Genomic DNA, 24,050 nt, shown 5'->3' on the forward strand with positions numbered 1-24,050 from the left:
TTAAAAGCAGCATCCTAACAGCTAATAACTATCGGCTCTTTATGTGTTTATCGAAATCTTTATATTGAATAAATAATACCCTTTGGTCGTATTTATCCATAGCCTTGATTGCTTTTTATTCTTAAATGTGTGGAGAAACCAGCTGATTGGAGTGGCTTTTTAAGTACTGCGAAAGGGTTCTAACCAACGGACATTAAGTTGCTACGCGAATGCCAGTATACGAAGCCCCAAGAGCTTGAATTTTTATATGGCAGGGCTTGTCTCGCACACCAGTGAGAGCACAAAGCCACACTTTCCAGCTCGAAGGGTCTGGCAAGACGCGAGAAGATAGAGAGCTACGTCCTGATGTATGCGCTCTTTGTAAGGGAAGGGATGATCATTACTCGGTCGTCGTGCTGGTTTTCTGAAACTGGGCTTCCAGTGACGACAAAATATTTCTTGCGAGGCGTCCAACCCCTGGCCTCTGGTCGTCTGCAAAAGGGATTGGACGACACAATACCATAGCTCTGAGCCCAATACGGGCAGAATAAATACCAACCCCCACACCACTGGCGACTTGACTACTGACTACTCCAAGCAGACGATTGGAGGTGAAATCCGCCAGTTGGTCTGATAAAAGCTCAGTAGCTCCGGCAAGTGTCATCTGCTCCAGAATCAGTCTTAATAAATGGGTGCGCGCAGGCAGAGAAGGCCGGACTCCATAGATCTGACAAATTTCATCCAGCATCCGAACACTACGCCAAACGGACAGCAACATATCTATAGCGGCAAAAGGGCTGAGAGCGACCATTAGAGCCACCTGTTGACTGTGTTGTGAAATACGACCCAGTGCCTGCTGATCCAGCTTCTGGAAGAAATGTGCATCCAGATGAGCCAATACCTCACTGTCATCACTGTAGTCAGGCATCACAGCCAGTGATTGCTCCAACATCGCTTGCTGAGGCTTCCCGTGATAGAGCGTCTGCAGTTGACAGACCCACTGAGTTTTCAGAGTAGTCGCTCTCTGATCCCGAAACTGCACTGCCTGCTCTTGCAACTCAGCAATCTTTCTAAAGTCACGCTGATACAGAAAGAATTCAACCAGTGCCTTACCAACAACAACGGTCAACATCAGCAAGAGTGCAGAAAATATCAAGACCAGGGACCAGTGCAACTGATAAAGGAAGAACCCCAGCTCTGCCGTTTGCCAAAGTACAAGCACCAGCACCAGTATCAAAAGCCCGGCAAAAGCCTTCCCCAAAAAACGCAGGGGTTTTGTCGTCAGCTCTGTTCCTGCCAGCAACTGCTCCTGAAAATCACCACTGATAGAATCCGGTGTATCCAGAGTCTTCTCTGTTGCCAGAGGAATAAAATAAGGGTCATGATGCCTGCTCATGAAAATCGGTCTCCCAGCAGATCATTGAGGATACTATCAAGGCGAATATGGGGTAACCGGCCACCAGCAGCCAGCTGCAAGCCTTCTGGAGGTATCAACCGACGCAACTGCCACTGCCCCAGCCCCTGCCAGTCTTCTGAGTTCGGAATCTGTTCCGGAATTGCCGGATGCAGCAGCATACCTGGCCCAGACTCAGTCATCCCCTGCAATGCCTGTCTTCCCTGATAATCGACATAGGTCGTAGAGCGAACGGCGGCAACCGCCTCACAGCGGATATCAACCGCATTAAATGCCGCCCTGCGCCTTGCGTCCTGAACCAGGTTTGCAGTCAGCCCTCTGACCGCTTCATGCTGGTCTGGCAATACCTGATCAATTTTGCTGGCAGCAAAAACGACTCGATCAATCCGTGGCTGTATCAACCTCCTCAACAGGCTGTTACGTCCATAGTCAAAGCTTTGCAGTACCTGAGCCAGGGAGAGGCGAAGATCATCAAATGCTTCCTGGCCACCATTGAGTGACTTAAGCACATCAATCAGCACCAGCTGTCGATCAACCTTCTGAAAGGTATTTCGATAAAAGGGTTTGACCCATTTATCCTTATAACGCTGATAATGTCTCTCGCACACTTTAAACAAAGCGTTCTCAGGTGCATTCTTCAGCTGATCTTCTGAAAGGTTGGTTCTCAAAAGCAGGGGGAGAAAAGGCAGTTGGCTCTCAGCCCCGGAAGGCACGGCATGAAGCCACCTTCCCGGCTGAATCATGGTAAGACCAGAGCGCTGACAATCCTGAAGAAAAACCAGCAATTCCTGCCACAGTGCCTGTAAAGCAAGGTCTGACATAGGCTCCATCGGGTCAACTGCTTTCAGCTTTTCCATCAGCTTCCTGCCAATGGATAAACGCAGATCACTGTTAATCAGCGAATTAAACTGGCGGCACCAGGCAAGGTAGTTCATATCCAGCAAAGGAAGATCCAGCAGCCACTCCCCGGGATAATCACGGATTTCCAGAAAAAGACGACTAACGCTCGATTTTCCCCGACGTAGCAAGCCAGGCTGATTGCGAAATTTGATTTCCAGCAAACCCCCAGACTCGTGACGTGTCGCTTCTGGCCACCGCCCTCTTGATAATGACTCAATCCCTTCTTGATAAGGAAACAGTGGCAAACCATTCAGCGTGGACAGTTGTACGCCCAGCAACCGATCCTGAAGTACTGGCGGGAATGCAGCCAGAAGTGCTTCTGGATAGTGCTGCAATTGATGAATCAGGCTGGTAATAAACGTGGTTTTACCACTGCCACTGAAGCCAGTAACACCAAGGGCAATTCGTCTATTCAGAAGCCGGTCAACACTGCCCTCTATTGAGCTGGCGGTTGATCTTGCAAGGTCCAGAGCTTTATCCTGCCCTCGCTGTAGAGACTGCTGAACCTGATGTTTTATAGGTTTCATAGCATGATTATTTATCGTCGATTATTCCGACAGGCGTTGCGCATTGAATTGTGGAGGATTCATCAATTTATCCTGAGCCTCAATAAGCAACAGATCTCGACTGCCTTGCTGACAGGCATATTCAAACAATGCGAACATAACTCCGGCAGTATATTCAAGTGCCAGCTTTAGATCTTTACTCAACAAGTACCTTGCAAGAAACACCGCGGTAGCCACATCGCCTGAACCACCGATCGCCCCTGGCTTCTCAAAGAAAGGGGTCTGCACATACCAGGTATCATGTTCGGTGAGGGCTATCATGCCAATGACATCGCTATCCATATCACTGACAGCAACACTGGTCACCAGCACAACCTCAGGACCAGCTGCCAGCAATTTCCGGCCGGCCTCCAAAATGCTCTTGAGATTAGAAATCGAGCAGCCGGTTAGCAGCTCCAGCTCAAACTGGTTAGGTGTCACCATATCTGCTAGGGGAATCAGTGTATTTAAAAATAGTGCCGGTAAATCTTCATCAACATAGACCCTGCCATCATCCCCCATCACTGGATCACAGCAATACAGCAGATCAGGGTGTTGCTGCTTCATACTGCTCACCGCATCAGCCAGCGCGTCTGCAGTGCCAGGCTCCCCAAGATAACCCGATAAAATGGCATTACATTGCGCCATAACACCAAGGGCATCAACGCCAGCCAGAATCTCTTTCACCCACCCAGCCGATACGGTCGAACCTTTGCGGCTTGCACCTGAGTTAGAGAAAAGGACTGTATATACTGGCCAGACATTAATTCCCATTCTCTGGAGAGGGAATACTGCTGAAGCGTTACCGGCATGCCCCACTGAAACATGGGACTGTACAGACAATATATTCATATCCGAACCATAGCAGAGCACAACTGCGCTCAATGTAGATCACTGACACGTTATCTCAGCTGCCACTTCTCTGAAGAGGCGAGATAGCCATTGGTGTAGACCGTCGTTTCTATCTGCAGAGCTCGCCCCTTAATCACCAAATGACGAACCACCTCGTTCAGAACACCGCCAGGACTGTACACAACCTCTTCCTCCTGCTCATCTTCCGCAGGTCGGGTGTTTCGCTTACGACCGTCTCTGGGCTGAGAAGGGCCTATAGGTAAGGTCGTCACTTCATCCACAGGCTGAATGGAAGGCAATGGATTAATGGGTATTGCAGGCAGTGGTTGAATGGATACCGGTGGAACAGGTTTGACCGGCTTATCTTCTTCGGGTTTGGCGGGCTTGAGCTTTCTGACAAAATACCGCTGCAGGAATATCAGCTCATTGGTAGCAATACGCATAATTTCTATATCACCATCCGGCCCACGGCTATCCATCCGCAGAAAATCATCGATCAGATAAAGGCTGAATTTTTCTGAGTAGCGAGTCTTTCTTTCAGGGTTATAAATCTCGGAACGAAACGTCATATCTCTTCGATAATCGCCGTCTGCTTCCATTGAGATATTGGTTTTTCTTTTTACCTGACGAGCATTCAGCTCACTGCCGACACAGGTCACCCGATTTGCAGAACCCTGCCATTGACGGTCAATCTTCTTAAAAAAAGACTGGAGCGTTCTTTGTTCGGATAGAGAGAGGGTCTCTGCTTTTTTATATTCAAAAATGTTATCCCCTGCCACCACAGAAGGCGATGGCTCATAACAGGCAATAGCAAAGGCTGGTAAAGGGATCATCAGCAAGTAAACAAAAGCAGTCATCAGAAACGGCGACACACAGCCTTTGCCATAAAGAAACTTGCTCACAAATACTCCCCCAAATAGCCAGCAGACACTTCTCATATAAGGATTTTCACCCAGCCATATGGGCAGCCGGTATTTTCATAATTAAGACGACCATCGAACTGTACTTTCCAGCCAGCCTTCGGGCAAGCATGAATAAAGAGACAGTGGTCGTATAAATGCAGTCACGGACACTATGGCTTGAGCCCGAAGGGTGGCACGTAAAGCCTCCTTCCAGCTTCGTTGAGGCGATTCAATGTAGAACCACTACACCTTCACCACCTCGCCTCGTGAAAGGAGGCTTTACGTGCCACTGAGCGCGACAACCTTATGTCAACAGAGCCTAGTACGTATTGTCCAACATGCACATTATATGTACAGTCGGTCAACATTTTTCATGCCAACCCAACATACCGAGATGTTCTATGGGCTTCCTGCGTAAATCTACCCTTGCTGCAGCCATGATTGCTGCGGGTTTCTCTACTGCCGCCAGCGCTGACTATCAATACGGTTTTGGTAATATCAGCATTAACTACCTTGACTGGTCCAGCGGCACTGAAAGTCGCGCCAAAAAGAAAGACTTCATGTTCCTGGAACTGGAAGGTGGCGCAGGGTTTGACTGGGGTGAAGTTTACGGCTTTTTCGATCTGGAAAACCCTCATAAAAACAATGAAGAGTCTGATGGTAATGGCCGTCGAACTGCCATGAAAGGCACTATGCGTTATTACCTGGGAAATACTGGTTTTAACCTCTATGGTCACATCTATGATGTTGACACAGCCGATTTCAGCGAACAAAACCGTCTGGTTGGTGTTGGGTTTAATTATCAGAATGCTAACTTCTTCTGGAAGCCATTCTTAGCGATCAACAATACCAACAAAACTGGCAACTTTGGTCATTTCAGCGGCTACAACGGTCTGGTTGCAGGCTGGGTAATGGGCTATGGATTCAAACTGGCAGGTCAGGACTTTATGTTCAGTAACTGGCATGAGTATGAGTTTGACCGCGACAAGCAATACCATCAGGGTAAGAAAGATGGTAACAACGGTGCAGCTGCCCTGTGGTGGAATGCCAACGAGAAAATCACTGCTGGCATCCAGTACCGCTATGCCGACGACAAGCTGGGTTCCAACAGCTTCCAGAACGGCCTAGTTTACACTCTGAAGTACAACTTCTGATTATCAGTGTAGACTGCTCTCCTGTCAGTTCGCTTTCATGGTGAACTGACAGTCTGAAGTAAATTTATTACTAGAAGCCACGAATAAAAAAACAAGTACCCTCTTTATCGTCTACTGTTCCTTACGGCGCTCCTGCCGCAGCATCAACATTTATTTAGAAAATCAATTTAAGAAAATAATACTAAGGGGCGTTCCCAATTAGCCATGAGACCAGTTGATAACACAAGATCTCAGGCAAGGCGAACGACGCAGGGCATGGTGGTTCCATGTTCAAGTTGTTCAACACAGCATGAGTGCTTGTGTTATCAACCCGAAGGGCCGCCCACGGTTTGCGCCATTCTGCGTTGCTAACTGCTTATGTGGAATAACCACACCGCGCAGTTCACGCCTTGTCTGACGAAAACCGTGGGTGGCTGGTCACATGTCTAATTGAGAACGCCCCCCAGGTTCTAGTTACAGCTGTGGTTACGACCGCTAATTCAATTTCATTTAATGAATGGTCCGATACCCATGAAACGATTCTCCTCTTTACTCAAGCCCATAGTGCCAATGTCATTGTGCTCACTTGCACTGCATTCTATGGCAACGCCCTATTTCGATATGCCTCCAAGTTATGAGGATGCCACAGCAAACACCTACACGATTTATTTAAAGCCCGGAGATGACAAAGAGATCAATATGAATGAATTCTTTCGTCTTTCCAGTGAAGGTTACACTTCTATAAGAATCAAAGTTGCCGGTACCAGCAACAAGGGAAGAACAAAACCAGCCAGACTGTATCCGGTTCTTCATGACTACGCTGCTGAGCGAACACCTCATTGCCGGTTATTAAGGCAGCATGACTACGATGATCATTACCGGGTATTACTGGACAACACCATTTATGAGTCCAATCTCAGTTATGATGATGCAATGTTACTGATTGGCAAGCTTGTATCTGTGAACTCGTGTACGTTTTGATAGGTCCAGGCTACACAATAGGGGAGCCATAGCAAGGCTCCCTGCTCAGGCACTCAACTACGTTGAAGCTCGAGTTTTTTCATTACAGCGAAGCTCCCTATGTTTAACCTTGTAAAGCATCTGCTCAAGTAGCCAGAAAAATAAGATTTCATATGACCAATTACTTAACTGGTGTCACCAGATTCCTCTACTTATTAATCCTGCTGATTTTCGAGCCTTCCAGAGTCAGGTTATACATTAACCCTTTATTATCCAGAATAAAGCCAATGATAGGTGCTTTTGCCGTTTCAGTAGTGATTGTGCCACCGGCACCAAATTCAGCGATAGCCACACTTCCATCAACACCTGCTTCCCAGCCATCACTATTCTGGAAGTTCTTTAACGCGCTACTGGTCATAAACATAATGACCTGTGATCGTGCCTGAGCACCAAGCTGAAAACCTATGGATGCAGAAATAGTTCGGTAATAAGCGTTTACTCGATTATTCACCAGGAGTGCCCCATCACCAAACTCACCGCCAATACCGATTCCTCCTTTTACTACTGTAGGAAACACCAGAATACCTTTGGCTTTTCTACCCAGTTCCTTCGCTGCCGGCCTTTCCTGATACAGTTTTTTCAGGGTTGCCCTGACTTCTGCATCCAGCTCCTCCTTTGAGGCGGCTTGCGCACTCATCATGGGGAATGCTAAAGCCGTAACCAGAAAAGCAGTCAGTATTGATCTTATCTTGAGTTTCATGACGAGTTTCTTTTTCTGAGATGAAAGATGCTGAGCATTAAACGCCTCATCTCAGAAATTATCAATCTTCCATAACCTCTCAAAGAGGTAACGCTGTTGTGTATTTCATCTGTTCCATCGCAAAACTGGAGGTAACATCTGTTAGGCCATCCACTTTATTGACCAGCTCTTTATAGAACTGGTCAAATGACTCAATATCTTTCACGACAACCCTGAGCAGGTAGTCATATTCACCACTCATTCGATAACACTCAGCAATTTCAGGATAACTACTCACCGCCTTACCAAAAGACTCCAACCACTCACTGTTATGATGCCGGGTTTTGATATGTACAAAAACAGAGACCCCCAGCCCGACTTTAGCAGGGTTCACAAGAGCAACGCGCCCTGTGATATAACCTTCGGCCTCCAGACGCTTAATCCGCTTCCAGCAAGGAGTAGGTGACAAGCTCACTTTCTCGGCCAGTTCCGCCAGAGAAGGCGTCGTATCTTCTTGTAACTCCCGAAGTATATTGCGGTCAGTCTTATCCATTAAATTCCCATTGATGTGCATTCAAATAGCAGAATAGGCCGATTAATATGGACACTGCAGAGTCGATATACAACCACCAAGCCACTATTACAAAGATAAATGGATACAATGTATGAAATCAGCCGCCACTCTTTTTGCCATTTTATTTTCAATTACCACCTTCCAAACAGCCCTGGCTAAGTCTCTTACTGCTGAAGAAAAAAAGGGCATCCAGAGAACAATAATAAACAACATAAAGATCAAGACAAAAGCCAGAGTGCTGGAAAACAGCTCAATACAAAAAACATTCTCTGCAAAATTTTATGATGTAACGATTACACAGCACGATATCGCGGAGGGCTCTTCCTCAGCCCACAATAGAACGCTAGTAAAGCAGGGAAATAAATTTATTTATCTTGAGTCACCTACCACTGATGAGCCTCTGCCAAAACTATTCAGCATGCTGAACAAGCAGTTTATGCTCAAGAACCAAAAGGATGCACAAATTCTTGAAGAGGCGCTGGACACTATCTACCCCATTAGCACATCTTTTGGTACAGAGGACCTCGATAAAAAGGCAATCAGGCAAGAGGGGAACCAATGGATTTTTATCAGGGGTGGGTTCTTCGACAAACTTATGGGATTTGTATTTCAAACAGACTCAGGTGGTCGAATCCAATCAGTATCCTATTCATTAAACATTGATGGATAAATTAATAAGCAGAATAATCATGATACATGGATGAAGGATCATAACGAGCGTGGGTATAGGTCCAACCTATACCCGGATAAATCAGGCTCAAACACTATCAATCGTCAAAAGCCCTACCACGTTCTGGTCACGGTCTTTCACCACCAGCGTATGAATCCCCTGTTCTTTCATCAAGAGTCGAGCTTCCTCAGCGCTGATATTTTCCTGAACGCAGATAGGCGTACCGTTCATGATATTTCTTGCGTGAATCCCCTGAAGGCTCTCTGCCCCGGCCAGATTTCGCCGTAAATCACCATCCGTAATAATGCCACACAACAAGTCACCTTCCATTACCAGACACAAATTAGTCCGATGACTGGTCATGGTCTGCATCACTTTACGAAGACTGCAATCAGGCGAAACCACTGCAAGATCTCCCCGCTGAACAACATCCCGAACCCATACCATTTTCTGGTCGCTCTGCTGAGCTTCGGGTGAACTGAACATCCGTCGACGAATCAATGTTTCAGCCAGCAAGTCACCAATGGCCAGCAGAACGGTGGTATAAGTAGTCGGAGCCTGCTCACGGTCTTCCCTGCTCTCAATTACGCTGGCATCAAGCACAATATCGGCCTGCCCAGCAACCGGTCCCGCAGGGTCTCCAGTAATGGCAATAACTTTATTACCCATTTGCCGAATTGCCGGATAAAGACGCAGCAACTCTTCTGTTCTGCCACTGTATGACAGCATGATAATGACATCACCGGGACCAATCATGCTCAAGTTGTCTTCCCAGGTTTCTGCCGCGTTCAAAATGTGGGTCGACAGGCCGGTAGCATAAAGCGTTGCAGCGATTTTCTGTCCAACCAACCCAGACTGCTTCATGCCAAACATGATGGCTCGCCCACGGCACTCGGCCAGCAACTCCAGCGCAGCACTGAAGCTTCCGTTTATTCTCGCCTCCAGCGACCGGAGAGCCTCAATCTGACCGGCAACGCTATTACGCATCACTTCGGAAACCAGCTGATTTTGGTCTAAGTTCATAGTCCATCTCTTCTAATCATTTCCCGTCAGTTTGACACAGAGGGCCTGATAGATAATTGATCAGGAGCATGGATCCTGGACCTGTACCCGTTGAATTTTCAATAGCCTCTATTTCAGGTAGACAACACCTTCACTAACTTCGCAATCCAGCACAGTAAGCATATCTCCAGGACAAGGTCCTGCTATACATTCACCTGTCTCAATCAGAAACTGCGCTCCATGAGTTGCACACTGAATCAGCCGCTTTTCAGAATCCAGAAACTGGTCCGGCTGCCACTCAAGGTTAATCCCGAAATGGGGACAGCTATTTTCGTAAACGTACACTTGGTCTCCCTTGCGCACCGCAAAGACATGTCCACGCTCATTATGGAATCCTTTACTGCCAGGATCTTGAAGTTCATCAATAGAACATAAACGAATCATTATTTTCCCATGAGTTACGGGTTTGCCGAAAAAGTCGATACAAATATGATAATACCATTCATGAATACAATACCCGATGCAAACCCTGAAGCTTCTGACCAATGAGCAAGTTGTAAAAGTTATAAACCAGATCGATACACTCTCTGATCAGTGGGAACAACGCAATGCACTACTGCCGTTCTTTACCCTGGGAGCTGCCAGTTATCTGGATAGCTCCAAAGTGAGCAATAGACGATATTACGAGAAGGCAGCTCGACTGAACCCAGCCCTGATGAACCAGTTTGGCTGGTTGTACGATCTTGTTATTGATGGGCTGCAGCAAGCCACAGGTAAGCAATGCCAAATGGCTGATGGTCAGGCCCTGCCAGGATTTCATATTTTCAAGGCGCATCAACAGTTTCTGAATCCTGTTGCCAGCATGCACATCGACCTTCAACATAAAGCATTGCAATGGCAGGAGGCACAACAGGTTGACCTCGAAACCAACACCCTGTCCTTTACTCTGGCGCTGGAACTACCAAAAAGCGGAGCAGGACTTAACACCTGGCCCGAAAGCCATAAGGATCTTATGGCGATGCCGTTCTGGTCCAACCTGCTTGGTCATACTGAGGTTCAGAGTAAGTGTACCTTTATTAAGTATCAGGCTGGCCAGATGGTGATCCACTCCGGTGAGCTTTTGCATCAGATAGCTCCTCTCAGTGAGTTTAATCCTGAAGACCGGCGGATAACGTTACAGGGGCATGCTGTCCTGAGTCATGGGGATACTTATCTGCTCTACTGGTAATATTATTTATCCGGTGTCTCTTCCGGCAGGCACACCTCAAAAGGCATCCCACGATGTAAAACGATCTGACTGAAATAAAGATTTATAGCCTGAGAGGTTGTTAACCCCAGCTGACGAAGAATCTCTTCCGCCTCTTGTTTTAACGACTCATCTATTCTTGCCCGTACAGTCGTTTCTTTTGCCATAAACACTGCGCCTCATTTATAGAATTATTAAAGCAATTATTGAAATACTAAAAAAATATAAGAATTTTCCACCAGCAACTTAGCTACCGGCTCTCACTTGTCGCCCAAGAGCCCACGGCTTTTTCCCCACCTTTCATCTATTCCCTGATATCAATCTGCCGATTGACTGGTATCAGCCTGCAAAATATAACAATGTATAAAGAGTTACCATGAATCGTTCATCAAGCTTTCAGAATAAGCGGATGTCATAACGATAAAGGTGAGGCTTTTACCAAACATAAAGAGTAAAACAGGACGTTTTACGCAGTTATTAACAGGGACCATTGAGATTGAAGCGCTTTTATTATGTTAAAGAACTTATCTAATAGCTTAATCTGTTTTTCACTTGCCACATCACTTTTGCTCCCGCAATCCAGCTTGGGAAATGACCTCAACCGGCAGCAAATGCTCTTTAATCACGTTGAAAAAGCACTAAAAAAAGGCAATTATCAGCTGTATCAGAAATACCGATCCGAGCTGAATGATTATCCTCTAGCACCTTATCTGGAGTATCTCAGCCTCTCAGGCAACCTGAAAAACCTGAACCAGAGAGATATTGACCGGTTCTCCAATAAATACCCTGACCTTCCTCAGGCTGATCGCCTCCAGCACCAATGGCTTCGCTATCTGGCTGATCAAGAAAACTGGAAAGCCTATCTTCAGGCCTATCAACAGGATGACGGGAGTCGCTTTCAGTGTCTGAAAGGCATTGCTCTACAAAAACTGGGGTATAAAGAAAGATCCTGGAAGGAAGCCAAAGCCCTCTGGTTAAAAGGCAAATCCCAGAACAAGGCCTGTGACCCTTTATTTGCAAGTTGGAAGTCAGCAGGAGAGCTAACTCAGAGCCTTATTATTGCCCGCTTCTGGATGGCTGCAGAACAGAACAATCTTTCCCTTGCCCGCTATCTGGACAAGTCAATAAAAGACGCCGCCTTCAAAGTTTCTACTGAGCTGTTCTGGGAAGTACATAAAAATCCCGAATTACTGAATACTGCCCGCTTTAATGGCCAGCTGGAACACCAGCGGATCATCATGGTTCACGGCATTAAAAAACTGATTTCAAAAGACCTGAACCTCGCTGTCAGCACCTGGCTGCAACTACGTGACAGCCACCCTTTCTCTCTGGAACAAAGGTCCATTATTGACCAGAGGATAGGAATGAAAGCTGCCAAGAACTTTCTTGAGAATGCCGAAGATATCATTTCCCGCATTGATCCTGACTTTCACTACCATAAAGTAACCGAGTGGCGAATAAGAATGGCATTAGCCAAGCAGGACTGGGAAAAAGTCCTGACACTTATTGAGCGTCTTCCAAAGTCCTTCCAGAACCAGAGCCGTTGGCGCTATTGGGGTGAAGTTGCGCTGCTCAAGTATCAGGAGCAAAGCCAACTCATGCTGGGTATTCCATTCTCAAGAAAGCCTACCCTGTTAAAAACACCGACTCTCAGAGCTCTCAGTCAGGAAAGAAACTTCTACGCTTTTCTGGTAGCCGATCTTAAAAGCCAGCCTTTTCAACTAAACCACCAGCAAAGAGCAATCCGTCAGCAGGATCTACAAAGGCTCAAACAGTATTACCCGGGCTTTAAGCGTATTCGTGAATGGATACATCACAATCGCTTTTATAACGCTCAAATGGAGCTTAACCGAATTACCCCGAGTCTGGACGATTCGCAAAAGAAATTAATCCCCTATCTGGCCCAGCAATGGGAATGGCATCATCAGGCAATTATGGCTGCAGCCCAAGCAACCCTATGGGATGACCTGGATCTTCGCTTTCCTGCCCCAGAAGCTGATCTTTTCAGTGAGCACGCAGATAAACGTGAACTGGATTACCCATGGGTTCTGGCCATAGCTCGTCAGGAAAGTGCATTTCACCCAAGAGCTCGTTCACACTCGGGCGCTATGGGTCTAATGCAGCTGATGCCAGCGACTGCCAAACAGGCAGCAAAACAGGCAGGGATACCGTATCGCAAGAAATCAGAACTTTATAAGCCGGAAATCAATATCGCCCTGGGAACCACTCATCTGGCCTGGCTGTCAAAACGGTTTGAGGATAGCCGGATTCTGGCAACAGCGGCCTATAATGCTGGCAGTACCCCTGTCAAACGCTGGCTGAAACAGAGAGGCCATTTGCCACTGGATATCTGGATTGAAACCATTCCCTATGACGAAACTCGTAAATATGTACAGAATGTTATGGCTTTCCGTGTGATATACAGCCTTCTGGAAAACCAGCCTGCACGTATGTTCTCACCACAGGAAGTGGCTTCTCTAAGCCTGAACCAGCAAGAGTCTCCGGTGATTGCCCAGAGAGAGCAGGGGAAACCATGATAGAATCCTTCGGTTTATCGCTCAGGACAAATTATCAGGTTCTGATAAACTGATTTGTTCGAATTTTAATTAACTGGAGAACAACGTTTATGGACAGGCGTCATAAAACCCATGCTGTTCAGGTTGGACACGTCACCATTGGCGGTGATGCTCCCGTAGTGGTTCAGTCAATGACTGACACGGATACCGCTGACGTCCAGAGAACCATTGATCAGATTCGCCTGCTGGCAGATGCCGGCTCTGAAATCGTTCGTGTTACCGTGAATAGTGAGGAAGCGGCAGCGGCCATTCCTGCTATTTATGAAGGCCTGGCCAAACATAACTGCAATGTACCGATTGTTGGGGACTTCCACTACAACGGGCATCTGCTACTGACAAAGTACGATGAAACCGCCAGGCTACTTCACAAATATCGTATCAACCCAGGCAATGTTGGTTTCGGCAACAAAAAGGATGATCGTTTTAATGCAATGATTGATGTTGCCATTAAATATGATAAACCCGTACGTATTGGGGTTAACTGGGGTAGTCTTGATAAAGAACTCTCCACCCAGCTAATGGATGAAAATGCCAAATCTGAAAACCCAAGGCCATCCCAGGAAATACTCCATGAAGCCCTGGTACTGTCCTCTCTGACCAGTGCAGATGCTGCAGTTGAGCGAGGACTTGGAGCGAATAAAATCGTTATCTCCTGCAAGGTTTCCCGAGTACAGGACCTGATCAGTGTCTACCAGATGCTGGCTGCTCGTTGTGAGTACGCCCTGCACCTCGGGCTTACTGAAGCGGGCATGGGTAGCAAAGGCATTGTTGCTTCCAGCGTCGCCATGGGCATTTTGCTTCAGGAAGGCATTGGTAACACTATCCGTACATCACTGACCCCTGAGCCTGGCGCAAGCCGAGATAAGGAAGTCATTGTATCCCAACAAATTCTACAGGCTCTGGACGTCCGTAGCTTTGCTCCGGAAGTGACCGCGTGCCCCGGTTGTGGCCGAACCACCAGTACCTTCTTCCGGGTTCTGACCGATGAAGTGGATGGCTTCCTGCGCAGTAAAATGGTGAACTGGCGTCACCAGTATATCGGTGTGGAGAATATGAAGGTTGCCGTGATGGGCTGTATTGTCAATGGTCCAGGTGAGAGCAAGCATGCCAATATTGGTATCAGCCTACCCGGTACCGGTGAAGCGCCTTCTGCACCGGTATTCATTGATGGTGAAAAGTTCACCACATTGAAAGGCGAGAATATCGCTGAAGACTATAAAAAGCTGATCGAAGAGTACGTTCAGAAAACCTATGCTCCCCGGGAAAAGCTGATTGCCAGTCACTGATAAGCTGAGTACGGCCACAGAGCACTGTTCTGTGGCTATTTAACAACACTATTCTCTGTTTAGCTTAATTTTCCAACCCCAAGAAAATTATTGGTAGAACATGGATAGATCATTATCTGGAAATGGCCTTTTAATCCAGGAAATCATTGACCTGACCTCTCAGTTAGTGGGCATACCGGCGCAAACCGATCTGAACTCAGAGAAGAATATTGCCGGGTTCATCCATACATGGCTCAATGAAAATGGCCTTCCTTCACAAATTATCGGACCAGAGCAACACCCCTCAGTACTGTGTGTGCTGAAAAAAGGCAACGGAGCTGTACTCTGGCTCGAAAGTCCTCTGGATACCGTTCCCGCTGGTGATCCAGCTAACTGGCGAACTAAATCACCATTCAGAACCGAAATTATTAATGGTCGAATGATCGGTCGGGGAGTCGCAGATGCCAGGTTGGCTATTGCGATGTTTTCGATTCTCGCCAGAGAAGTTTCTCAGGACCACACTTTCAAGGGAACGCTCGTTCTGGCATTTGATGCAGATGAACAGTCAGGGCGCTTTACCGGTATTAAACAGATCATCCAGAGGGCCCCCAAAGCTGATGGTATTATTCTTGGGTATCAGGGGGCTGGAGAAATATCCATTGGAGCCCGTGGCATCTTACGGCTCTGGATACATATTCAAGGAAAATCTGCACACCCCGGCTCCCGAAGCTGCAGGGGAGTTAATGCTATTAATCAAATGGCACAGGTGTTATTAGCGTTGAGCGAGACCGCCCTGGCCAACCATACCGAGCCCCATTTCCCCTTTGGCAGTCAGCTTCAACCAACGTTGATCAAGGGTGGTGATGCCCTTAATAGAGTACCCGATCAGTGCTCAGCCTTTATCGATGTCCGCCTGCTGCCATCCATGGATAAAGCTCAAGTTATCAATCAGATAGCGGCCGTTATTGATGATATACACGATGGCCATTACACACTGGAAGAGGTTCAGTACTACCCGGGATTCCTTACTCCTCCAGATTCACAACTGGTTCAAATCGTACAAGAGGAAGCGCAACAGGCTGCAGGTAAAGCGCTGCCTCTGGTTGCCAGTGGACCAACCAGCGTTGGCTGCGTGCTCGCTGACCAAGCGCCTGTGATAAACTGCTTCGGTGTTGAATCAGGCAATGTACACGCAGATAACGAGTGGATATTACCAGACGACATACCCACCGTTTATCAAACCTGGTACCGAACTGTTATCAGGTTCTGCTCTGAATAATTGGCCAGAGATACAAATTTCTTCCTCGCAAAATTGACAAAGCAGATAGCCCATCTAATTTCAAAACTGGCTGGATTTTTGTCTTTCCAATCAATTCTCCCAGCTTCATGTAAATAAAAAAAACAGGTTCTTCTATGAATTTAACACTTCGCCTAAGGGTGGTGACCACTCTCAGTGCGACACTGGAATTTTATGATTTTACCCTGCTGATTTTTCTGGCAAATGCGATATCACTGAACTTTTTCCCAGCGGCATCAGGCATAGGTAATGTTATTCCTGTATTGGTTGTTTTTTTTGCTGGTTACCTTGCCCGCTTTCTTGGTGGCCTTATTTACAGCCATGGTGGGGATAAACATGGACGTAAACCTTATTACATGAACTCTATGCTTCTTATGTCATTGAGTACTTTAGGCATAGCGCTGATTCCAGGGCATGATTTAATTGGAAACCTGGCTCCCGCTTTACTCCTGCTCTTTCGAATACTGCAAGGTGCATCCCTTGGAGGTGAGGTTCCAGGCTCTGTTGTTTATGCATCAGAGTTTTCAAAGGAAAATAAAAGAGGTCTGGTCACAGGGCTGATTGTCAGCGGCCTGACATTTGGCAACATTCTGGCCAGTGGAGCAGTCTGGCTTATTCATATCGGATTTGGTGAGCAGAATGTTAATGCATGGGCCTGGCGCATACCTTTCGCTACTGGCTCATTAATTGGCCTTATTAGCCTCTGGCTGAGATACTCATTAGCTGAGACACCGGTTTTTAAATCATCCAGCCATTTCAAGCGCGCTCCGATCCCCATCGTATCCCTGATTAAAGATCACAGGCTACAACTAATTCGCGGTGTCAGCCTTGCTGCTGCACCGGCTGTAACGGTATCGGTTCTGTTTTTCATGCCCAGATTCCAACAGGAATACCTCTATCAAACACCATCCTGGTTTATGGGAAGTTTTATTTTCTTTTCCACTCTGGCAACGCTGAGCTTTGTTTTTGCCGCCCTGTCAGACCGCATTGGCCGGTTGCCACTGATTCGCTACGGCACCATCATAATAATCACACTGGTTCCCATTTCTATTTACTTGCTTCTCCACGGTGTTCTCCCCGTCATTCTTGCCTTATTGCCACTGCTTATCGCACAAGGCATGATCAATGGGGTTTATGAAGCAAGCATGGTCGAACTGTTCCCAACAGAAGCACGATATAGCGGTGTTGCTTTTTGCCACAACCTTGCCTTCTGTATATTTGGTGGCGCCACTCCCATGTTACTGGAGTGGCTATGCAAGCATGGTTGGCTCTTATCACCAGGCCTCTGGCCTGCCGTAGTCTGTTTTGTCCTGATGATCCTTTCATTTCAGTGGAAGGATCGCTATCAGGAAAAGCTTAGTGACATTTAAGGGCTCAGGGTCAAGGTATACTTTGCCTCGCCTGGTAAGAATGGGCTGGCCTTTCCTTCCACCCAGTCCATATAACCAGCTGCGAAGAAAGGAGAAAGAGGGTGACCACTCTGACCACCAGGCATATGGAAAATCGCCTCGCTTTCTCTTCCAGGAGAAACCACCATTCGCTCTGATACACCTTCATTTGCTCTCTGAGCCTTAGGCAACCAGACATCTCCCGTGAGCGGCACCCTGGGCATATCCAGCAGTTTACCAAACACCGGGATGGCACCGCTCAAGGGGTGACGAACATCAGCCATATTTCTCTGACCCCAGGTTGCACTAGCCAGCTGTTCTGCACCACCCAGATCATGAATAACGTCATCAACGGTTTCTATCAGAAGCTCATCCCAACTTGTATAACGGGGATTCAGCCAATTGATCGGGCGCTCATCAAGAAGGCGCCATACCATCTCTGTTTCATGATTCAGCTTCTGCATAAAGCCATCTTCTACGTCATCCTTAGCATCCGGAGCCAGGGACAGGAAGTAACGTCCCAGTGAAGACATAATCTTCAGCTTTAAGGCATCGTTATATTCCCTGACCAGACGATAGCCCACATCATCCGTCGCAGCCTTACCTGACCAGTTTTTCACATAGTCATAGAATTTCTGCCGTGCTGAATGCTCTTCTCGAACATCCTCAGTGAGTGTATCCAGAATCAGGCGACGCCAGTTATCCATGTAGAGTGCCCGGTGATCCAGAGCAACATCCAGCAGAGCCTGCTCATCTGCACTTTCCAGAACCATCAGGGCATCACGAATCTGAATCTGACGAGGACCAAGTGCATAGCCACCATTACCCATCTTGTCATAGTCATCACCGCTGGCAATACGGGCATTCGCCGTCCAGACGCGCTGATTGGCAGGGTTATATACACGAGGGTAATCCACATCCGGTAGCCAGCCATTCCAGTTATCATCTGCTTGCTGCCAGGGCAGTGGGTAAGTGGAATCAATACCGGATCGATTTGGAATTTGTCCGGCAACAGTCCAACCAATATTTCCTTCACGGTCACCCACCGTAAAGTTCTGCGGTGGAATACCGCTGCGATTAGCAATGGCCATTCCCTGCTCAGCGTTACGGGCAACCTCCAGGTACATCAGATTGACATTAGTTGCCTCTGGACGATGGGCCGTCCAGCGCAGGGAGTACTGGGTATTATCATAGACTGAGTCGACCACTGGTCCCCAATGTGAGCCTGAATACTCAACGGTAACTGGCTCCTGCCCTTTCACATTGATCGTCTCAGTCCACGTTTCCAGAGGCTTCAGGCCATCGGAGGTCATATACTGACCATCGTCAATATCCAGCTCTACAAGATCGACCCAATCACCAGCCGTATTGGTGAAGCCCCAGGCAATGTGTGTGTTACTGCCAACGACAACAAATGGAGTACCCGGTAATGTCACACCGGTAACGCTAACCATTTCTTTGGGTTGATCGGGGTGTGGATAACTCAAAGAGGCTCGATACCAGATAGTTGGTACTCGATGGCTCAAATGCATATCATCCTGAATGATTGCACCGCCATGAGCCGTTAATTCACCGGAAACGGCCCAGTTATTACTCCCAATCAGACTATCCTCCAGTGTCGTACCACCAAGGCTGGCATACAACTCTGCATCCTTACTTCTAAGATCAACCAGCTCTGGTCCAGGCGTTGGCGCATCGGCTAGCTCCCCTGACTGCAATGGTGAGTCCCAGCGGGTTTTCAGAGGAGAAAGAAAATCAATCACTACAGGGGCAGTAACACGACTGAGAAAGCCTTTCAGGTTATCCAGTTTCACTTCATCATCATTGAGATCGATGTACATACTGAAGATCGACAGATAAGCATCTTCATTTCTCCAGGGCTGAGGATCAACACCCAAAAGCAGGTATTCAAACGGCTTTTGGCCAAGATCCTTAAGGCCCTGATTAACACCACTCGTGTAGGCATCCAGCAATATCCGATGATCAGCGGCCATCAACTCAACAGCCTCCTGAGCCACCTTACGGAAGCGGTGCTTTCTCTGACGCTGGTCGTGTTCCAGAGCCAGTTTACCCACCAACTCAGAGAGCTCGCCCGCCGAGTTCCGCCGGTTCAGATCCATCTGAAAAAAGCGTTCCTGAGCGTGGAGGTAGCCTGTAGCGAAAGCAATATCGTTACGATCACTGCCCGAAATCAGTGGGATTCCCTGGGCATCTCGTTCAATGGTGACCGTAGAATTCAGTTGAGGTGCTTGAATCTCTCCATCCAGAACAGGGAGGCTTTGGCGAAGGAGAACAAAAACCGTAAAAATGATAAGCAGAGATATTGAGACAAGAAGAAAAAAGCCTCTCCTTAACCAGATCAGCATTGAGTTACTCCTTTATTCTTATTATATGAGGATGGGAAAATAACATAATTTTACAAAGCTGCCTAATGAGTGCGGAACACACCCCAGCCTCTTTGACTCTCATTTCAAAATACTCATTAACGTTATTGGCTTTCATCAAAATAGCATCATGCAGTATCAAAAATTATCACTTTGCTCAATGGCTCAAATACAGATAGGATATTGCCCGTTTTTAATGGTGCTAATGTACAAATTTAGTACCTGAGTTCCCTCACCTCAGCTAAAAAGGACTTGCAATGCAAAGCAGCAATCGCGGCCTGAAGATCCTGTTTTTATTGTCGATATTCCATATCGTCACCATCACTGCCAGTAACTACCTAGTACAGATCCCTTTCCAGTTTCTGGGCATGCACACCACTTGGGGCGCATTCACATTCCCATTTATTTTTCTGGCGACAGACCTGACCGTAAGAGTTTATGGCTCTGAGCAGGCTCGGAAAATCATCTTTATGGCGATGTTCCCAGCCCTTTTGATCTCCTACCTGGTATCAGTACTGTTTGTGGATGGTACTTTCATGGGACTGGAAAGCCTTACTAACTTTAATGTCTTTGTTGCCAGAATTGCGGTTGCCAGCTTTGCTGCTTACTTGATTGGCCAGATCATGGACATTACAGTCTTTAACCGTCTGCGCCAAAATGCAATGTGGTGGGTGGCACCGGCCTGTTCGACCATTGTAGGTAATCTGATTGACACTCTGAGCTTCTTCAGTCTGGCATTTGCCGGCTCATCTGACCCATTCATGGCAGCTCACTGGATGGAAATTGCCCTGGTCGACTATGGTTACAAACTGGCAATCAGTATGTTGTTCTTCCTGCCTATGTACGGTGTACTGTTGAACTTCCTGGTCAATAAACTGAACATCCCTATCAATATGGCACCTCAACAAACGGCGTAAAAAGCTTTAAAAAAAGCCCCATTAACGGGGCTTTTTTATTAACTGGCAGAAAACCAGGTTCGATCCTCTGCTGAAGCTGCTTCATAACACTCCCCATGTATTTGATAGGAAGAACCAGAAAAATCACTGCTCAACTCAATATAACCTTCACGGCAGTACCCCGTCATAGCCACCTTATTATCCAGCATGGTATAAATCTGATGATCAATCGTATCCCACGGTGCTATCCAGCTTTTCAAGGGTTCTTCCCAAGAGTCTGGCAACTCAGGCCTTTCATCCATAATGGGCTGGACATGGTAAGTAAATAGCTTTGTACCATCTTCGGTAATATTGGTTACAAAAGTCTCATTCATTCCTGAAGAGCTTTCCGTCATGCTTACACAGCCAGCCAAAACTGATACCGCCAAAATTAAAGCAGAACGCTTATAAATCATCATCCCCGTCCTCTGGTTATGAAACCGTATTATTTTAAAGTTTACTGTTTAAATAAATATAACAACCCGTTTCCCGGAAAATATCTCAAAACAATGACACAATTGTCTTAAATTGTAATGCCTATTTTTAGGGTGACTTGCCAAGTTCTGCTAAATATCAAACCTGACCCCAGATATCTCATCTAGGGGGCGTTCTCAATTAGACATGTGATCAACAGGTCTAATTGAGAACGCCCCCCAGCATACAGAGTGATAAACTGGGTTATTTATTACCGTGAATATATTGAAGAATGACGATTTCAGTACTGGCAACCCGGTTAACCAAAGGTACCGATCTCAAGATCGCTGTTCAGGAGATGGTACATAAACACCACATTACAGCAGGCTCAATTGCTTCCTGTGTGGGCTGTCTGTCAGAAATCAATCTACGTCTGGCCGGCGCTGAAAAAATATTAGCGATTGTTGCACCTTTTGAGATTGTATCTGTAATGGGAACACTGACGCCCGATCACCAGCACATTCACATCTCAGTAGCGGATAATCAGGGGTATGTTCATGGCGGACATTTAATGGAAGGAAACATCATCGACAGTACTGCAGAGGTAATAATTCACAGTTATCCACAGCTTAGCTTTTCAAGAGGCTTTGATCCATCTACAGGCTACTCTGAGCTGATCATCAAGAATAACTAGTTTTTAATCAGCCGGATCATCTGAAGGCTTTGAAACATTTTTTTCTTATCACTCTCTGACAGATTGGTCACATTAACGGTTCTTACGAACGTCTTTTGCATTTTATTATCGAAAGTGCCTCCTCCTTTCAGGTAATCACCAATCCTGATAATGATTTCATCGCCAAGCTCCAGAAGTTTTGGCCTGACCTCAGAGGCCAAATCTCGATATTCATCACTATCAGGCTGAGTAGACAGCCAGTCGGCCATATAGCGATATTGAATGGCCTTAGCTGCATCCATTTGTGCCTGAAAGAAACCGGCAATAGATTCAGGCTGTAAGCCAGCTTGCTCAGCATCTATTAATGCTTTTTCCAGAACCTGCTTTTCTCTCTGTATATCTTCAACCGCACTATGATTTTTAGCCTTGAATAAGGCAACATCCTGCATGTACGTTAGCCGCTGATTAATTAATTGGAAGATTCCATTCGACATTGTATCTGCAACCGTCAAGGTAGAGAGTGTCAGACAAAGCAATCCAGTTACAAAGAGCTTCATAACTTTCTCAATAAATACCTGAGCCTAGAACCAGCATCCATGCCACTGGATTGATATCGACACTCAATTTATTTTATGTCCAGTACCTATTAGAGTATCTGCCAGAATCATCAGTGCTTAAGATTCGAGCCAGCTGGCCCCTCTGATAAAGTTAATCCAAGGCCATAAATACGCATCGTTAATGACTAACATAACAAAGTTGGGAAAGTGTAGCAGGTGTTTCTAACGTGGGTGGAATTTCTGGTTTGATAAGCTTGGTAAGGTAAATTAAGTACCCAACTCTATGGGTCATATTTTCTGACTCATTGATCAGGTAATCACGGCAACTACTCCTGCGTTGCTCCAGCTCCTGTATCCATTCAGTCTTGCAGCATTATATGCTCTGATCACATAACTACAGCTATGTTCTCACCATCGCGCCTTGAATAGCATCAGCCCAATAAACCAGAAATATTCGATTTCATATGGCTGGATACTTATAAAATATTTGCAGCGATTTTTTTCCACACATAGCAAAAACCCCGACAGATTGCTCTATCGGGGTTCTCTAATTAGTGCCTGGCGATGACCTACTCTCACATGGGGAAGCCCCACACTACCATCGGCGATCGGTCATTTCACTGCTGAGTTCGGGATGGGATCAGGTGGTTCTAACCTTCTATGGTCGCCAGGCTTAACTGGTTGAACTCAAAGCCTATCGGCTCTCAGTTCCGGAATCCTGTCTTAAGCTGCTTCTTGCTTCACACTCTTGCGTATGGCTGTGTATCTCTACACTCTAAATCGCTTTGGCGTTATATGGTCAAGCCGCACGAGTCATTAGTATTGGTTAGCTCAATGCCTCACAGCACTTACACACCCAACCTATCAACGTCATAGTCTTTAACGGCTCTTCAGGGGCATCTGGTGCCCAGGGAAGTCTCATCTTGAAGGGGGCTTCCCGCTTAGATGCTTTCAGCGGTTATCCCGTCCGAACATAGCTACCGGGCAATGCGTCTGGCGACACAACCCGAACACCAGTGGTCCGTCCACTCCGGTCCTCTCGTACTAGGAGCAGCTCTTCTCAAACTTCCAACGTCCACGGCAGATAGGGACCGAACTGTCTCACGACGTTCTAAACCCAGCTCGCGTACCACTTTAAATGGCGAACAGCCATACCCTTGGGACCGGCTTCAGCCCCAGGATGTGATGAGCCGACATCGAGGTGCCAAACACCGCCGTCGATGTGAACTCTTGGGCGGTATCAGCCTGTTATCCCCGGAGTACCTTTTATCCGTTGAGCGATGGCCCTTCCATTCAGAACCACCGGATCACTATGACCTACTTTCGTACCTGCTCGAGATGTACCTCTCGCAGTCAAGCTGGCTTGTGCCATTACACTAACCGTACGATGTCCGACCGTACTTAGCCAACCTTCGTGCTCCTCCGTTACTCTTTGGGAGGAGACCGCCCCAGTCAAACTACCCACCACACAATGTCCCCGATCCCGTTTCAGGACCTGGGTTAGAACCTCAATATTGCCAGGGTGGTATTTCAAGGATGGCTCCACGCAAACTGGCGTTCACGCTTCAAAGCCTCCCACCTATCCTACACAAGCAACATCAAGATCCACTGTGAAGCTGTAGTAAAGGTTCACGGGGTCTTTCCG

22 protein-coding genes and 2 rRNA genes (1 of these 24 cut by a window edge) are annotated in these 24,050 nt (G+C 47.0%); 10 read left to right on the forward strand and 14 right to left on the reverse strand.

What is annotated here, in order from left to right; translation table 11 throughout:
* Positions 1-379: 379 nt before the first annotated feature.
* From GV64_RS00195 to GV64_RS00210, 4 genes are read right to left on the reverse strand one after another with little or no spacing between them, the layout of a single operon-like run.
* Positions 380-1,375, reverse strand: a complete 996-nt coding sequence (locus GV64_RS00195; protein ID WP_020582572.1) for a TIGR01620 family protein — start codon at positions 1,373-1,375, stop codon at positions 380-382.
* Complete coding sequence (locus GV64_RS00200; protein ID WP_020582571.1) at positions 1,372-2,820, reverse strand: YcjX family protein; 1,449 nt, start codon at positions 2,818-2,820, stop codon at positions 1,372-1,374. The genes GV64_RS00195 and GV64_RS00200 overlap by 4 nt, the downstream gene beginning before the upstream one ends.
* 21 nt (positions 2,821-2,841) lie before the next feature.
* A complete protein-coding gene (gene pdxY / locus GV64_RS00205; RefSeq protein ID WP_026258254.1) occupies positions 2,842-3,690 on the reverse strand; it encodes a pyridoxal kinase PdxY in 849 nt (282 codons plus the stop codon).
* Positions 3,691-3,740: 50 nt separating this feature from the next.
* The gene (locus tag GV64_RS00210) at positions 3,741-4,592 is read right to left on the reverse strand and encodes a hypothetical protein (protein ID WP_152553875.1); all 852 of its coding nucleotides are present in this window, start codon (positions 4,590-4,592) and stop codon (positions 3,741-3,743) included.
* A gap of 401 nt (positions 4,593-4,993) precedes the next feature.
* Between GV64_RS00210 and GV64_RS00215 the strand changes: the two genes are divergently transcribed.
* Positions 4,994-5,746, forward strand: coding sequence for an outer membrane protein OmpK (locus GV64_RS00215; protein WP_020582568.1), 753 nt, complete (start codon positions 4,994-4,996; stop codon positions 5,744-5,746).
* Positions 5,747-6,256: 510 nt separating this feature from the next.
* The gene (locus tag GV64_RS00220) at positions 6,257-6,706 is read left to right on the forward strand and encodes a hypothetical protein (protein ID WP_152553876.1); all 450 of its coding nucleotides are present in this window, start codon (positions 6,257-6,259) and stop codon (positions 6,704-6,706) included.
* Between the two features lie 187 nt (positions 6,707-6,893).
* On the opposite strand, the gene GV64_RS00225 is transcribed toward GV64_RS00220, so the two are convergent.
* Positions 6,894-7,445 carry a BPSL1445 family SYLF domain-containing lipoprotein gene (locus tag GV64_RS00225; protein WP_020582566.1) on the reverse strand — a complete coding sequence of 184 codons (552 nt, stop codon included), beginning with the start codon at positions 7,443-7,445 and terminating at the stop codon, positions 6,894-6,896.
* Positions 7,446-7,524: 79 nt separating this feature from the next.
* A complete protein-coding gene (locus GV64_RS00230; RefSeq protein ID WP_020582565.1) occupies positions 7,525-7,977 on the reverse strand; it encodes an Lrp/AsnC family transcriptional regulator in 453 nt (150 codons plus the stop codon).
* 112 nt (positions 7,978-8,089) lie between these two features.
* Here GV64_RS00230 and GV64_RS00235 point away from each other — a divergent pair, with 112 nt between their 5' ends.
* Positions 8,090-8,668 (forward strand): hypothetical protein, encoded by a 579-nt coding sequence (locus tag GV64_RS00235; RefSeq protein WP_020582564.1) that lies wholly within the window; start codon positions 8,090-8,092, stop codon positions 8,666-8,668.
* A gap of 87 nt (positions 8,669-8,755) precedes the next feature.
* Here the strand turns inward: GV64_RS00235 and GV64_RS00240 are convergent, their stop codons facing one another.
* Both GV64_RS00240 and GV64_RS00245 read right to left on the reverse strand, forming a co-directional pair.
* Positions 8,756-9,691 carry an SIS domain-containing protein gene (locus GV64_RS00240; protein ID WP_020582563.1) on the reverse strand — a complete coding sequence of 312 codons (936 nt, stop codon included), beginning with the start codon at positions 9,689-9,691 and terminating at the stop codon, positions 8,756-8,758.
* 108 nt (positions 9,692-9,799) lie between these two features.
* Positions 9,800-10,114, reverse strand: coding sequence for a Rieske (2Fe-2S) protein (locus GV64_RS00245; protein ID WP_020582562.1), 315 nt, complete (start codon positions 10,112-10,114; stop codon positions 9,800-9,802).
* Between the two features lie 76 nt (positions 10,115-10,190).
* Between GV64_RS00245 and GV64_RS00250 the strand changes: the two genes are divergently transcribed.
* Positions 10,191-10,898: a hypothetical protein gene (locus tag GV64_RS00250; RefSeq protein WP_020582561.1), complete on the forward strand. Its 708-nt coding sequence runs from the start codon at positions 10,191-10,193 to the stop codon at positions 10,896-10,898.
* A 2-nt stretch (positions 10,899-10,900) separates the two neighbouring features.
* Here the strand turns inward: GV64_RS00250 and GV64_RS00255 are convergent, their stop codons facing one another.
* On the reverse strand, positions 10,901-11,083 hold the full coding sequence (locus GV64_RS00255) for a type II toxin-antitoxin system RelB/DinJ family antitoxin (protein WP_020582560.1): 183 nt from the start codon (positions 11,081-11,083) through the stop codon (positions 10,901-10,903).
* Positions 11,084-11,527: 444 nt separating this feature from the next.
* On the opposite strand from GV64_RS00255, the gene GV64_RS00260 reads away from it, so the two are divergent.
* The 4 genes from GV64_RS00260 (at position 11,528) to GV64_RS00275 (ending at position 17,424) form a co-directional block, all read left to right on the forward strand.
* The gene (locus GV64_RS00260; RefSeq protein ID WP_169393520.1) at positions 11,528-13,453 is read left to right on the forward strand and encodes a transglycosylase SLT domain-containing protein; all 1,926 of its coding nucleotides are present in this window, start codon (positions 11,528-11,530) and stop codon (positions 13,451-13,453) included.
* A gap of 89 nt (positions 13,454-13,542) precedes the next feature.
* A complete protein-coding gene (gene ispG / locus GV64_RS00265; RefSeq protein ID WP_020582558.1) occupies positions 13,543-14,778 on the forward strand; it encodes a flavodoxin-dependent (E)-4-hydroxy-3-methylbut-2-enyl-diphosphate synthase in 1,236 nt (411 codons plus the stop codon).
* Positions 14,779-14,878: 100 nt separating this feature from the next.
* Complete coding sequence (locus GV64_RS00270) at positions 14,879-16,036, forward strand: M20 family metallopeptidase (protein WP_020582557.1); 1,158 nt, start codon at positions 14,879-14,881, stop codon at positions 16,034-16,036.
* Between the two features lie 134 nt (positions 16,037-16,170).
* Positions 16,171-17,424 carry an MFS transporter gene (locus GV64_RS00275; protein WP_034843847.1) on the forward strand — a complete coding sequence of 418 codons (1,254 nt, stop codon included), beginning with the start codon at positions 16,171-16,173 and terminating at the stop codon, positions 17,422-17,424.
* Here the strand turns inward: GV64_RS00275 and GV64_RS00280 are convergent.
* Positions 17,421-19,808 (reverse strand): penicillin acylase family protein, encoded by a 2,388-nt coding sequence (locus GV64_RS00280; protein WP_020582555.1) that lies wholly within the window; start codon positions 19,806-19,808, stop codon positions 17,421-17,423. The two genes, GV64_RS00275 and GV64_RS00280, sit on opposite strands and share 4 nt — an antisense overlap.
* 275 nt (positions 19,809-20,083) lie before the next feature.
* Here GV64_RS00280 and GV64_RS00285 point away from each other — a divergent pair, with 275 nt between their 5' ends.
* Entirely contained in the window at positions 20,084-20,743 is a 660-nt protein-coding gene (locus GV64_RS00285) for a 7-cyano-7-deazaguanine/7-aminomethyl-7-deazaguanine transporter (RefSeq protein ID WP_020582554.1), read from the forward strand.
* A gap of 38 nt (positions 20,744-20,781) precedes the next feature.
* Here GV64_RS00285 and GV64_RS00290 read toward each other — a convergent pair whose 3' ends face one another.
* Positions 20,782-21,117 carry a hypothetical protein gene (locus tag GV64_RS00290; protein ID WP_152553877.1) on the reverse strand — a complete coding sequence of 112 codons (336 nt, stop codon included), beginning with the start codon at positions 21,115-21,117 and terminating at the stop codon, positions 20,782-20,784.
* Positions 21,118-21,467: 350 nt separating this feature from the next.
* Here GV64_RS00290 and GV64_RS00295 point away from each other — a divergent pair, with 350 nt between their 5' ends.
* On the forward strand, positions 21,468-21,869 hold the full coding sequence (locus tag GV64_RS00295) for a PPC domain-containing DNA-binding protein (protein ID WP_020582552.1): 402 nt from the start codon (positions 21,468-21,470) through the stop codon (positions 21,867-21,869).
* On the opposite strand, the gene GV64_RS00300 is transcribed toward GV64_RS00295, so the two are convergent.
* The 3 genes from GV64_RS00300 to GV64_RS00310 all read right to left on the reverse strand — a co-directional run.
* Positions 21,866-22,405: a chorismate mutase gene (locus GV64_RS00300; RefSeq protein ID WP_033403030.1), complete on the reverse strand. Its 540-nt coding sequence runs from the start codon at positions 22,403-22,405 to the stop codon at positions 21,866-21,868. The genes GV64_RS00295 and GV64_RS00300 overlap by 4 nt on opposite strands.
* 556 nt (positions 22,406-22,961) lie before the next feature.
* A 5S ribosomal RNA gene (rrf, locus tag GV64_RS00305) occupies positions 22,962-23,077 on the reverse strand.
* A 123-nt stretch (positions 23,078-23,200) separates the two neighbouring features.
* A 23S ribosomal RNA gene (locus tag GV64_RS00310) occupies positions 23,201-24,050 on the reverse strand (it continues 2,040 nt past the right edge of the window).

The organism is Endozoicomonas elysicola (genome assembly GCF_000710775.1).
In the GTDB taxonomy this organism is placed as follows: Bacteria; Pseudomonadota; Gammaproteobacteria; order Pseudomonadales; family Endozoicomonadaceae; genus Endozoicomonas; species Endozoicomonas elysicola.